This window comes from Allostigmatella hybrida (genome assembly GCF_020103775.1).
In the GTDB taxonomy this organism is placed as follows: Bacteria; Myxococcota; Myxococcia; order Myxococcales; family Myxococcaceae; genus Hyalangium; species Hyalangium aurantiaca.
Genome location: NZ_JAHXBH010000017.1, coordinates 60984 through 73606, shown reverse-complemented (window position 1 = coordinate 73606; position 12623 = coordinate 60984). Strand labels below are relative to the sequence as shown.

Below are 12623 nucleotides of genomic sequence, written 5' to 3'. Positions count from 1 at the left end.
GCTGCAACAGAAGAGCACGCATCCAGCGGATTCAATGCCCCCGGGGCCCAGGGGCTCACAGGAGAGATGCCGGGCGTCAGAGGTCCTGGCGCGCGTCCACAATGGCGCTGAAGTGAAACGCGTACGTGCTGTCGTAGAACTTGATGCCGGTGCCCAACGGCGCGTTCAACCCATAGGCGCTGCCGGTGCAGCCGGCGCAGATGAGTGCGCCGTTGCGCTTGATGTTCCACAGCCCGGTAATGTTCGAGGCGGTGACGGACGTCACCGAGCCGACCAGCTCGAAGTCGTAGCTGTTGCCGTTCGCGATGCCGTGGAAGCTCGCGAACGCGGACATCGTGCTCTCGTTCCAGCTGATCGTCATGTTGACGCCGGTGGCCGGAGAGGACGCGCCGTTGTCACCAATGTACAGGCCATGGGTTGACCAAATGCTGTGCGCTGCCAGGGCGGGGGCGGACACGAGCAGCGCGGCGGCGGCGAGGGGACGGAAAGCGTTCATGGAGGGGCTCCGGTGTGGGGACAGGGCGGGGCCGAGGGGCCCCGCGTGGAGCCATCCTGCTGAAGTTAGTTAAACTTGGAAAGTCAGTTTTTAAGCTTAAGCAGGATAAGCTCAGAGAGGCTGGGGAGGATTACGGACGGGGTCTCCCGTTCTGCTCAGAAGGGCATGCGCTGCGACATCCTCGCGGTCACCGCCTGAGAGAGCTCATGAAGAGAGCCCCTGGCACTCTTCAGGACAGGGGCCCCCCTTGGCGGGCGTGCGGCTACAGGCAGATGTCGTGGTCTTTCAGAGGGTTGATGTGGCCCTCGGCATTGCCCGTCAGGGACTTGGCGTAGATGCCGCCATCCCAGCTCCCATCGTTGAACTCGAAGTCGGCGAAGGGCGCCAGCACGGTGCCCCAGAAGCCATACCCATGCGCCTCGATGTGGGTCGCATCCACGAAGTTGAAGAGCACGCCCTGCTGGTCAATTCCTCCGCTGAAGGCGTGGCCAAAGCCCGTGAACGTGGCGGAGCTTCCCCGGATGTTCACCACCGCCAGCGAGTTGGCTGGTGCCTCGATGGACAGCAGCTTGGCCCCCGTGAACGCGCTGGCACTCACCTCGAAGACGTTCGTCGTGGGGTCCGTCCCCTTCAGGTACAGCCCTCCCCAGTTCTCTCGCTTCGTGGTGCCATTCACCGCCAGGCCACCCAGCTGCGAGGAGAGCTGCTTCAGCTTCGCTCCCTGCTCGACGAAGTTGATTGGTGCTCCCTTCGCCGCCACGCCTCTGGGGAACACCACCGTCTGGTCCACGCTGTAGCTGCCCCCGTACCACGCGTCTCCCCACACGCCGCCCCGCGACAGCGCAAGGTCTCCGCCCGCCACCAGCGTGTTGGTGAAGTTGCTGGTCAGCCCCGCCCCCACCGCGAAGTCCGTCAGGCGGATGTCTCCTCCGGCCGCCACCTTGCCCATCACGTCGTGGCCCCCGTGGTAGTCCTCCAGCAGGAACAGGTTGTACTCTCCCAGGCGCACGCCCACCTGTTCGATGCATTCCCCCGGGCAGATGGTATGGGTTTTCAGAGGGTTGATGTGACCCTCGGCATTGCCCGTCAGGGACTTGGCGTAGATGCCGCCATCCCAGCTCCCATCGTTGAACTCGAAGTCGGCGAAGGGCGCCAGCACGGTGCCCCAGAAGCCATACCCATGCGCCTCGATGTGGGTCGCATCCACGAAGTTGAAGAGCACGCCCTGCTGGTCAATTCCTCCGCTGAAGGCGTGGCCAAAGCCCGTGAACGTGGCGGAGCTTCCCCGGATGTTCACCACCGCCAGCGAGTTGGCTGGTGCCTCGATGGACAGCAGCTTGGCCCCCGTGAACGCGCTGGCACTCACCTCGAAGACGTTCGTCGTGGGGTCCGTCCCCTTCAGGTACAGCCCTCCCCAGTTCTCTCGCTTCGTGGTGCCATTCACCGCCAGGCCACCCAGCTGCGAGGAGAGCTGCTTCAGCTTCGCTCCCTGCTCGACGAAGTTGATTGGTGCTCCCTTCGCCGCCACGCCTCTGGGGAACACCACCGTCTGGTCCACGCTGTAGCTGCCCCCGTACCACGCGTCTCCCCACACGCCGCCCCGCGACAGCGCAAGGTCTCCGCCCGCCACCAGCGTGTTGGTGAAGTTGCTGGTCAGCCCCGCCCCCACCGCGAAGTCCGTCAGGCGGATGTCTCCTCCGGCCGCCACCTTGCCCATCACGTCGTGGCCCCCGTAATAGTCCTCCAGCAGGAACAGGTTGTACTCTCCCAGGTTCACCTCGATGCAGGTTTCCGCCGTCTTCACTGGGGAATGGCGATCGGCCTGAGCCGGAGAGGCGTTTTGCGCCACGTCTCCGCAGGCCGCCAGCATGATCAGGGACAACACCCTCAGACCAATTCCTGCATTCCAGAGCTTCTTGTCATTCCTGCTCATATTTGATTTTTCTCTATTCCCTTGTTTCGAGATGCCTTCGTGCAAGTGAAGGGTGCAAAAGGCTCGTTGCGATGGGGAGGAGCGGCGCGAGCCCGTTTGACTGTCTTTGAGGCTGGGGTCAACGTATTTGTTTGGCTTGTTTGCCAAGAGCTTCTCCCGGGCAGGGGGGGGCGAGCAGTGCGGATCACGCCATTCCCGAGGGCGCCCTCATCAGACAGAGGTGCCCTTCACGCGTGAAATCCCTGCTGGGGTCAATTCGAGATGGCGATCCAGGACCCTGCTAAAGGAGGCGGGGCTCTGAATTGCTATGCACAGAATCTTGCACTTTCTGCCGAGCCGAAATCAGGATTTCTCGCTAATGAATGAATGAGCCCAGAGCCTGCCGGGAGCGCATGGTGTTCTAGACTGTCAGCTTCGTCTTCCCCCGTCGCAATGTGTAGCACCCTGTAACGCCTCCGCCAGAAGAGCGGTTTGGGCGAGATGGGTAGCGCTCTTGGGCTGGTGGGCGATGAGGAACTGCTGTGAACGTTGTCACATCCAGCGGGTGAACCTCGTCACAGCTCTTATCTGGCGCACCTGTCAGAACGAGGGTCAACCAAGCCAATCGTCACCCTCCGGCAGGACTTGAATCAGCTCATCCACTAACGGCCCGATCGAAACGGCGGCCTGCCGAGGAGCCCCTGGGGTCCTCACCGGGACCCGAGGTGGTTCGCGGACCCTGATGCTTTTCGCCCGGAGCGCTGGCTCGGCGGCTCGCTCGAGGGGCTCCCGAAGTTCGCATGCCTTCCCTTTGGGGGGGAGCACGCCTCTGCATGGGGCCTCGTTGGCGGCTTGACAGGCCACCCTCTCGAAATTATCTAGTGCACTAGATTGTAGAACGCTAGAGACCAATGGCTTCGAAACGGCAAACCGTCGGCACACACCTTTCCTTCGCGCTTTATGGCGCGGCGAACCGTATGGCGCGCCTGCACAAGCCATTTCTTGAGCCGCTGGGCCTGACCTTCCCCCAGTATCTCGTGATCCTCGCGCTGCTGGATGGCGCCCCCCTGTCCGTTGGCTCGCTTGGCACCCGTCTCGGCATGGACACGGGCACGATCACGCCGCTGGTCAAGCGGCTTGAGGGAGCCGGCTTCGTGGCGCGCACCCGCGACCGCACCGACGAACGCCGCGTGCTGGTCGACCTGACACCCCGGAGCCGCACCCTCGCAGCCGAGATCCGGGGCATCACGGACAAGATCAAGTCGGCATGCCAGCTCACCGACGAGGGCCTGGACGACCTCCGTCGCACGCTCGAAGCGCTCGCCCACCCGGCGGGCGAATGAAGCCTTCAAGAACTACAAGGAGATTCAATCATGAAGATTGGCATTTTAGGAACCGGCCACATTGGGAAGACCCTGGTCCGAAAGCTGAGTGCGGCCGGACATGACGTGAAGGTCGCCAACTCCCGAGGCCCGGACACGATCGAGGCCGACGTGCTGGCCTTCGGCGGACGCGCGGTCACGGCGGCGGAAGCCGTGGCGGACGTTGACGCCCTGATCCTTTCGATTCCCCTCAACCGTCTTCCCGGGATCGCGCCGCTCATCGCCAGCGTACCCGCCGAGACGGTCGTCATCGACACGTCGAACTACTATCCGGGGAGGGACGGCAGGATCGACGCGATCGAAGCCGGTCAAGTCGAGAGCCTGTGGGTGTCCGGACTGTTGGGCCGTCCCATCGTCAAGGCATGGAACGCGATCGGTTCCGACTCTTTGGCGAAGAAGGGCAAGCCCGCGGGGAGCCCGGACCGCATTGCGATTCCCGTTGCGGCCAATAGCGAAACAGAACGCAAGGTGGGAATGGCACTCGTCGAGGCCACCGGGTTCGACGCCTTCGACGCAGGGACGCTTTCGGAGTCGTGGCGGCAACAGCCTGGTGCTCCGTGCTACTGCACGGACCTCACCCGTGAGGAGATGGCGGCCGCCCTTGCTGCGGCAGAGCGGGCGCGATTGCCGAAGCGGCGCGACCTGGCTGTTGCGGCTGTCATGGAAAGGGTTGGAGATGGCACAACGAACCCAGATGCGGAATACGGCGTTCGCCTGAGCCGTGCGTTGTACATGTGAGCGGCGGCAATCGAAGCCGCCGCTCGGCGGTGCAGTCTTTGCCGATGCTCCGGCGGGGGCCATGGTCAGCCCCACGCCCGCGCACACGAGGCAGTTGAGCGCAACACCGCCGGGCGGCCTCCTCCCGGCGCATTCATTTCCCTGCGGCGCGTGGCGTCATCGAGCCCCCGGGCTCCATCGCGCGCTCGATTTGACAATCCACAGTGCCTCTTTTGCTGGCGCTCTCGTCGACGGCGGCGCTCCCGGCGGGGCACGCCGGGCTCTGAAACACGAACTCGCTCAGCCCGACCGCCAGCACCTCCGCGCCCTTGAGCACCATGGGCGGCACCACGGAAGGACGAGCGGGCGTCACGGCTGCTGCCGACGGCGCATAGGCGGGAGCCGCCTGGCCCGCCGGCGCCTTCAGTTGAGGCTGCTCGGGCCGGTCCGTTTGAACCAAAGGCGCCGGCGGAGACTCCTGGGTCTTCACCCGGGGAAGGGAGGCACGCTCACCCGAGCCCAGTTCCTTGCGGACCTGCGTCCGCACCTCCTCGAAATCCCGCTCCAGCTTGGGCGAGACCCGAAGGGGGAGCCTGGCCTCCGGATCCAGCAACAAGCCCTCCCGGAAGGCCGTCTGTGCCTTGGCCCACTGGCCCAGGTCCGCCAGGACGATGCCTTCCCGGAGGGCCACGGCCACGTCCTGGGCGAGGCCCCGGGCCAGCTCCCGGACCCGTTGGAGCTGGGCCAAGGCCCGCTCCTTCTCCCCACTTTTGTAAAGCTGCTCTGCGGCCAGGAGAGACCGCTGGAAGTCATCCTGCGCTTGGGCCACCTGGGGAGCGGTGGCGCCCAGGACCATCACGCAAAGGGCGAACAACCGGCACATCCAAGCAGGCAAGGGTCCGTTCATGGCCGCGGATAATACTGGCCCCTCCGCTCTCTCGAAAGGTGCTCACGGGAGCGAATTCGATCTCGTGGTAGTTCGGGGGATGCGCGCCGCGTCCCAGCCGTGCTCGTCGCGCAGCACCTCGTAGGCGTTGAGCGTCTCGATGTCCTTGTAGCGCTCAAGCCTGAAGGAGGAGGGCTGACGCTAGGTAACCCTCTGGGTAGGATGTGGGAAGGCCCGTTGATTGCCTTCTTTGGAGGTCCCCCTGGATACGCTGTCCCCCGAAGCGCTCCCGGACGGGACCCGGTTGGGTCCCTGGCAGGTGGAAGGCCGCGCGGGGTACGGCACCTATGGCGCGGTCTGCCGGGTGCGCCGGACGCGGCAGATCCTTCCTCAATGGGTGGCCCTCAAGCTGGCGCGATACCCGAATGACCTGCGGTTCGAGCGAGAGGCGGAGCTGCTCACCCGGATCCGGCACCCCAGCGTCCCGCGCCTGCTGGGCAAGGGCACCTGGAAAGCGGGCCCTCAGGGTGACACGCACCCCTATGTGGTGATGCAGTGGGTGGAGGGCATCCGGCTGTATGACTGGGCGGAGGATCGGCCGTTCACGTCCCGCCAGGCGTTGTGGCTCCTGGCGCAGGTAGCAAGGGCACTGGAGGCCACCCACGCCCGCCAGGGGCTCCACCGCGACGTCAAAGGCGACAACATCCTGGTGAGCCCCGAGGGGAAGATCTTTCTCATGGACTTCGGCTGTGGCACCTGGGCCGGGGCGCCGCCGCTCACCGAGGGGTTGCTGGCTCCCGGCACAAAGCCCTACCGCAGCCCCCAGGCCCTGCGCTTCCAGTGGGAGCACCGCCGCGAGGCCCACACTTCCTACCGTGCCACACCCTCGGATGACGTGTACGCGCTGGGGGTGACAGCCTACCGCCTGTGCACGGGAATTTATCCGCCCCCGGCGACGGACCCATCGCTGGTGGGCGATGATGCACGGGACACCCTGGAGGTGATGAAACCTCCAGGCCAGCTCAAGCCGCTGGCGCCCTCGTTGGAATCGCTCATCCTCCGCATGCTTTCCGAGAATCCTCAGGACCGAGGGACTGCGAGCGAGGTAGCCGCAGCATTGGAGACAGCAGCGGCAGCCGATGGAACAGAAGCGAATGAATCGCTGCGCCTGGGCACGCCGCACGTGACCCCAGAAGTGTCCCCCCCCGTCTCCGAGCCTCGCAGAGGCTGTCTTGGCCCCATGGTGCTCCTGCCCTTGGCCATGGGGCTTGTCATCCTGATTTCAGGATACGTGAACTTGGAAGAGTTGGGGGCATCTCCTCCCATCATGGACGGTGGAGAGAACGTGAGCGTGGCGGACGCAGCCGTAGAGGATTCGCCGCTCTCTGGCGCGGCGCACGAGCGCGAGCAAGGTGGGCTGACCCTTGAGATGCCCAAGGAGCCTCTACCACGCCAAAGCCGTCCTCCCTGTCCACTCAATCAAGTCAACATCCGAGGAGGCTGTTGGTTTGAAATTTCTCAGGTTTCCCCACCCTGTGGAGAAACCTATTATGAATGGAAAGGCTCTTGTTACTTTCCAGTGGTTGTACCTCCGAGACCTAGAACCTCGGACAAACCGTGGCATTTCCCGCACACCTCACCGTAAAACCTCCTGCCCAGAGGCGATTGGGTGCCATTGCCGGGCACCCGGCTGGAGGCCCGGAGCATCCAGCACCTGTTACGCCGCAACCTGCTGGCAGATTCAGGGCCTTCCAGGCTCAGCCGTGGTTGCGTGCGCCACGCACTCAAGGCGTGTATGCTCATCACCCGCAGTCCATATGAATTGAACCGAGGGACAGTTGGTCCCCCTTCTTTCGGAGAGGCGAGATGCAAAAGCGAGCATGTCTGATTGCCATCATGGCGTTGAGTATCAGTGGATTGTCGAGGACGGCCGGCGCAACCGAGTCCCTCGCTGAACTCTCAGATGTGGACTTGGCTTCGGACGTGTTCGAACCGAGAGCCTGTACCGCTGCCACGACACCAACAACCACGGAGATCACGAACGCCTGCTCCATCGCAACCAGCGGCCCGTTCCAGAACCTGGCGCCCGGAGGCCTTGACAGCTCCGCCTACTTCTATCCGGACATCGCCTATTCCTTCAAACTCGGCCTGCGCAGCGCCATCGGAACGCAGTTCACGTACGAGGGAACCCTGTACACCAAGCCCAGCGTGAGCGGCTATTACACCGTTTATAGAAAGGGCCTTTCAGGCAGCTACACGTATCGGGTCAATTCCTTCGAGCAGCAGCAGCCCGCCACCATCGCCTGCTCCACCACCCTCTCGCAGTGCTCAGCGATTGCCTCGGCCACAACCCTCTACATGACGGCTGGGTATTGGTACTACATCAAGTTTGGCCCTATCACGACCAGCAGCTCCACGGCGCCCACCGTGAAGGTGCTCCTGCGCGCGAAGACCGCGTCTCTGAATGGAGCTGCCGGCGGCAAGTGACTGCCTGACGGCTGACCGTCTATGGGAAACTGGTACAAGGTCCGCCTGCTGCTGCACCAGTTCTCGATCCGAACTCCCACCGTAGCAAGGCGGCCGTGGAGATGTTGGCGGCCAGAAAAAGACGCCGTGCTGGCGGGAGTGGCTGGCACGGCGTCTGCTGGAAGTGGGTGCCGGGGGGGGGCGTCAATGACAGACACCCGCCGCGGGCTCAGTGCTCCGAGGCGCAGTGCCACAGCCCGCCGGGGGCCTCATGCTCGGCACCGGAGACCTTCAGCCGGCAGGGCAGCAACACCCGCGCCGGCTCCAGGTGCAGGGGCGAGACGCCACTGCCGAGCAATCCCGCCGCATTGCTCCCCCAGCTCGCCACGGTGCCGTTCCCACGCAGGGCGAGGACCGTCTGGCTGAAGGGGCCGCTGGAGAGGGACACCACCCCGGTCAGCCCTGGTACCCATGAGGGGCCCGGAGGCGTGAGCTGCTCCGAAGGAAACCCGCGCTCACCACTGAAGTTCTCCCCCAGGTTCCACACGGTCCCATTCGAGCGCAGGAGCTGGAGCGTGTTGAAGCTGTAGGCTGTGTCCACGGCGTCCGTGGCGCCCGCCACCTGCTGGGGAGGCGTGCCGGTCTGCCGATCCGTGACGCGCCACTGCCACACCGTTCCGTCCGAGCGCACGGCGGCGATGCCGAACCGGTTCACCGCCACGGTGGTGATGTCCGTGAGCCCCGGCACCTGCAGAAGCTGGGGCTCCTCCACAGAGTCCTCGGAGGCCCCCCAGTACCACACGCTGCCATCGCCGCGAACCGCCACGGACAGGTCCATGCCGGTGCGGATGGACACCACGCCCGAGAGGCCCTGCACCTGGGTGGGCGTCATCGCATTGTCCTCGCTGGGCTCGCCGCTGGACTGGCCGGCCCAGTTGCTGCCCCAGCCCCACACCGTGCCGTCCGCCCGGAGCGCAAGCGAATGGGTGCTGCCCGCGGCCACCGCCACGATGCCCGTCAAGCCCTGCACGGGCATCGGGGAGGGATTGCTCACGAGGGTTCCATTCCCCAACTGGCCGGAGAAGTTATCGCCCCAGGCCCACACGGTGCCGTCCTCGCGCACCGCCAGGGAGTGCTCCGGACCCGCCGAGGCACTCACCACACCAGAAAGCCCCTCGATCCGCGCCGCGGCCGCGACATAGGGCTGGCCAGGGGAAAGGCGGTTCACATTCCCCCAGGTCCAGACGGTGCCATCCTCGCGCACCGCCAGCACGTGAATCATGTTCGAGGTCAGCTCCCGCACCTGTCCCAGGCCCACGGCGAGGCCAGGAAGGCTCCGGCGGCCGGTGCCCGTGCCCAGCGTGCTGTCTCCATTGTCTCCCCATCCCCACAGGGTGCCGTTGCGCCGCAACGCCAACGAGTGTCCATCGGCGGCGGCAATGGCGGTGACGCCGTGGAGGCCTGGCACGGGCTGCGGAGCGCCAGACTCGCTGGTCATGCCCCGGCCGAGTTCCCCCCGGCGGTTGCTCCCCCAGGCCCACACGGTGCCGTCCCGCCGCAGGGCCAGCACATGGCTACTCGCGGCCAGGGAGACCACCTGGCTCAGCCCGGGAATGGGTCCTGGCACCCGCCGTCCGCTCGCCGGGGTGCCGTCGCCGAGCTGACCGGCGCTGTTGCTCCCCTAGGCCCATACGGTGCCATCTCCTCGCAGCGCGTACGAGTTACCGGGCGAGGCCGCTACCGCCACCACGTTCGTCAACCCCTGTACTTGCAGGGGAACGAGACTCTCGTTCGTTGTCCCATTTCCCAGTTGGCCATAGGTGTTGCTGCCCCAGGCCCACACCGTTCCATCTTCGCGGAGCGCCAGGGAGTGGGTGTAGTTCGCCACGGCGGCTACCACCTGGGTCAGTCCTGGTACCTGGTTGGGCGTGAGACGCCGGGTCCGGGTCCCATCTCCCAGGGTGCCGTAAGAGTTGCTCCCCCAACCCCACAGGGTGCCGTCCTCGCGCACCGCCAGCGAGTAGTTCGCTCCCGCGGCGATGGACACCACGTTGCTCAATCCCACCACCCTTTCGCGCGTAGGGCGGGGGGCGCGCGTCCCATCTCCGAGCTGGCCGCTGAGGTTCGTGCCCCAAGAGAGCACCGTGCCGTCTTCTAGCAAGGCCAGGGCGTGCCCCCCAAAGGGGTCGCGGGCCAGCGAGATGGCTCCTGTCAGGCCTTCCATCCGCCTGGGCGTGGCGGAGAGCACTTGCTTGTCGGGCCAGGTTCCGTGTTCCGAACCGCGGCCGGTTCCCCAGCTCCAGACAGCGCCATCCCGGTCCAGGACCATGGAGGAGGTGCTGCCCGTCACGAGCACGTTCCGCGCACGTGCGGGAAGCGCCGCCTTCTCCGGGGGGCTCGCCCCTGCTCCCAGGGCCCACAACGAGACGGCCAGCAGCGCCGTCAGCCTCATCTTCTGTGCACAGCGGGGGGTGGGTGTCATGCGCTTCGGGTTAGCAGCGGACATGCCAGGGACGTGTGCCGTTGCAGCCTCGCGAAATCCCGGAGGAGCGCTGTGTCGAACCTCACGGGAGTGACAATTCATGCGCATGCCTGTGACCAAACGCGTCGCTTTTCACGCGACGGCAAGCCTCTGACACATTTTGAGAAAAGAGGATGGGAGGGGAGGCGGCTTTGGCCGGTTCTCCGGGACATGCTAGGCTGAGCCCGCGGAAACCCTTCCGCCTTTCCCTCTTACCTCCTGGATCCAGATGAGCATGTACAATGTAAGGAGCGTGTTGACGCTGACGGGTTTGTCTTTGCTGGCGCTTCACGGCTGTGGAGCGCCGGACGGCGAGGTGACGCCGCAGGAGCCGGCCGCGCTGGCGGTCCTGGGCCAGGAGGTCCAGAACCCGGCGGTCTTCACGTATCTCAATGGCATCTCCCCGCTCGTCCTGCCGGGGGTGTCGTCCCAGCAGTCCTCCCGGAACGGGGAAGAGGTCCTGGACTCGGCCGTCAACGTCTGCAAGTACACGGACGTCTCGGAGACGAACCACTTCGACAAGCTGGTGTCGTTCGATCCGAACGCGGACGCGCTCTGGCCGGGCGCCATCGTGCAGGGCCAGCCGCTGTCGCTGGGCTTGCTGGCGCCCATCGGCGGGCGCCGGGCCCCGGCAACCCTCACCCTGACCAACGCGCGCATCGACGGCTCCACGCCGGCCGAGTACGTGTACAGCCGCACCCTGGCCTCTCCCAGCCTCGCGAGTTCCCAGGACGCCATTCACAGCATCCTCTCGGCGGAGAGCGTCAACTTCGCGGCGAAGGTGGCCTATACGATTCACCAGGCGCACTCGCTCAACGAGGGCTCGGTCAAGGCGGGCATCGCGATTCAGTTCGGAGGCAACAGCCTCAACACCACCTTCGGCCAGCAGTGGACGCAGAGCAAGACGACCATGCTGGTGGACTTCACCCAGGGCTACTACACGGTCGCCCTCAACGCCCCGCCGGATCCCTCGGCGTTCTTCACCGCCGATACCTCGGTGGATGAGGTGCGGCCGTTCATCTACAACGGCAACCCCGCGGGCTACATCAGCTCGGTGACGTACGGGCGCCGGCTGCTCATCAAGTTCGAGTCCTCCGAGGACAGCTCCAAGGTGTCCGCCACCCTCGACGCGGTGTTCACCAAGGGCAAGGTGGGCGGCAGCATCTCGCTGAGCACCGAGCAGCTGAAGGTGCTCCGGGAGTCGAAGATGACGCTGCTGGCGCTGGGCGGCCCCTCGGGCAGCGCGGTGGAGGTGCTCGGCTCCGGAATGGACAAGGTCAGCTCCCTGCAGAGCTACTTCCAGGCGGGGGCCAACTACTCGCCGAGCTCGCCGGGCGTTCCGCTCTCCTACGCGGTGCGCTACCTGAACAACTACCAGCCGTTCGTGGTGGCCTCCACGAGCCAGTACACGGTCCCCTCGTGCGTGGGTAAGACGAGCCGCCTGGGCGTGTCGCTGCACGAGCTGTACATCCACTCCAATGGCGAGACGTTCGGCAAGGGCGAGATGAACTACGACGTGTACGTGGGGGACGAGGTGGTGGCCTCTGGCCGTAACGTCAAGCGCGGTGACAAGGAGAGCATCGGGCTGAACGTGTCGCGCGAGGTGGCCAGCCTGCAGCGGGAGGGCAACACCCTGGTGGTGCGCGCCAAGGTCTGGGAGAACACCAAGGAGGTCAATCCCCGGGTGACCCACGGCTTCAACCTGTCCTCACGGAACTGGTCGCCCCTGGGCTACCAGGACAACGTCGCGGAGTACAAGAACCTGAAGGTCAGCCTGCGCTACGCGATTTCCGCGGCCAACTGAGCCGCGTGCGCCGCGCTTCCGGTCCGGGCGGGTGTGCCCGGGCCGGAGGTGAGGACGGGGAAACCTAGAACTTGCGCCCGTCCACGGGCGTGGGCCGGAGGGTGGTCATGTCCACGCCCTCCAGGCAGCGCACGTTGATGGCAAACATCGTCTTGCCATCCGGCATCTTGCCCGTGCCGAACGACTCGACCCCACAGTGGGGGCAGAACAGGTGGTCGATGACCTTCTTGTTGAACTGGTACTTCGTCAGCTCGCCCTGGGTGCCCTTCTTGAGGGTGAACTGCTCGGGCGCCACGAAGGTGAGCACCAGGCCGTGCTTGGTGCAGATGGAGCAGTTGCAGGCGATGGCGGTGCTCAGGTCCGTGTCCACCTCGAACTCGAACCTGCCGCAGTGACATCCTCCGGTGTACCGTTTCGTCTCCGCCATGTGTGCTGTTCT

Annotated in this window: 11 protein-coding genes and 1 pseudogene; 6 read left to right on the top strand and 6 right to left on the bottom strand. The window is 65.3% G+C overall.

What is annotated here, in order from left to right; translation table 11 throughout:
* Positions 1–76: 76 nt before the first annotated feature.
* Positions 77–496, bottom strand: a complete 420-nt coding sequence (locus KY661_RS23565; RefSeq protein ID WP_225412361.1) for a hypothetical protein — start codon at positions 494–496, stop codon at positions 77–79.
* A 262-nt stretch (positions 497–758) separates the two neighbouring features.
* Positions 759–2381: a choice-of-anchor A family protein gene (locus KY661_RS23560; protein WP_225412360.1), complete on the bottom strand. Its 1623-nt coding sequence runs from the start codon at positions 2379–2381 to the stop codon at positions 759–761.
* A 714-nt stretch (positions 2382–3095) separates the two neighbouring features.
* Between KY661_RS23560 and KY661_RS37765 the strand changes: the two genes are divergently transcribed.
* The 3 genes from KY661_RS37765 to KY661_RS23545 are packed head-to-tail and all read left to right on the top strand — an operon-like array spanning position 3096 to position 4528.
* On the top strand, positions 3096–3290 hold the full coding sequence (locus KY661_RS37765) for a cytochrome P450 (RefSeq protein WP_225412439.1): 195 nt from the start codon (positions 3096–3098) through the stop codon (positions 3288–3290).
* A gap of 29 nt (positions 3291–3319) precedes the next feature.
* On the top strand, positions 3320–3751 hold the full coding sequence (locus tag KY661_RS23550; protein WP_225412359.1) for a MarR family winged helix-turn-helix transcriptional regulator: 432 nt from the start codon (positions 3320–3322) through the stop codon (positions 3749–3751).
* 30 nt (positions 3752–3781) lie between these two features.
* Positions 3782–4528, top strand: coding sequence for an NADPH-dependent F420 reductase (locus KY661_RS23545; protein WP_225412358.1), 747 nt, complete (start codon positions 3782–3784; stop codon positions 4526–4528).
* Between the two features lie 133 nt (positions 4529–4661).
* Here KY661_RS23545 and KY661_RS23540 read toward each other — a convergent pair whose 3' ends face one another.
* Positions 4662–5381, bottom strand: coding sequence for a hypothetical protein (locus tag KY661_RS23540; protein ID WP_225412357.1), 720 nt, complete (start codon positions 5379–5381; stop codon positions 4662–4664).
* Positions 5382–5655: 274 nt separating this feature from the next.
* On the opposite strand from KY661_RS23540, the gene KY661_RS23535 reads away from it, so the two are divergent.
* Positions 5656–7038 (top strand): serine/threonine-protein kinase, encoded by a 1383-nt coding sequence (locus KY661_RS23535; RefSeq protein ID WP_225412438.1) that lies wholly within the window; start codon positions 5656–5658, stop codon positions 7036–7038.
* 221 nt (positions 7039–7259) lie between these two features.
* The gene (locus tag KY661_RS23530) at positions 7260–7880 is read left to right on the top strand and encodes a hypothetical protein (protein WP_225412356.1); all 621 of its coding nucleotides are present in this window, start codon (positions 7260–7262) and stop codon (positions 7878–7880) included.
* A 208-nt stretch (positions 7881–8088) separates the two neighbouring features.
* On the opposite strand, the pseudogene KY661_RS23525 reads toward KY661_RS23530, so the two are convergent.
* Both KY661_RS23525 and KY661_RS23520 read right to left on the bottom strand, forming a co-directional pair.
* A pseudogene (locus KY661_RS23525) lies at positions 8089–9528 on the bottom strand (RCC1 domain-containing protein); the annotation flags it as partial.
* A gap of 12 nt (positions 9529–9540) precedes the next feature.
* The gene (locus KY661_RS23520; RefSeq protein WP_225412354.1) at positions 9541–10341 is read right to left on the bottom strand and encodes an RCC1 domain-containing protein; all 801 of its coding nucleotides are present in this window, start codon (positions 10339–10341) and stop codon (positions 9541–9543) included.
* A 274-nt stretch (positions 10342–10615) separates the two neighbouring features.
* On the opposite strand from KY661_RS23520, the gene KY661_RS23515 reads away from it, so the two are divergent.
* Positions 10616–12184 carry a thiol-activated cytolysin family protein gene (locus tag KY661_RS23515; protein WP_225412353.1) on the top strand — a complete coding sequence of 523 codons (1569 nt, stop codon included), beginning with the start codon at positions 10616–10618 and terminating at the stop codon, positions 12182–12184.
* A 64-nt stretch (positions 12185–12248) separates the two neighbouring features.
* Here KY661_RS23515 and KY661_RS23510 read toward each other — a convergent pair whose 3' ends face one another.
* On the bottom strand, positions 12249–12611 hold the full coding sequence (locus tag KY661_RS23510; protein ID WP_075004822.1) for a GFA family protein: 363 nt from the start codon (positions 12609–12611) through the stop codon (positions 12249–12251).
* Positions 12612–12623: the final 12 nt, after the last annotated feature.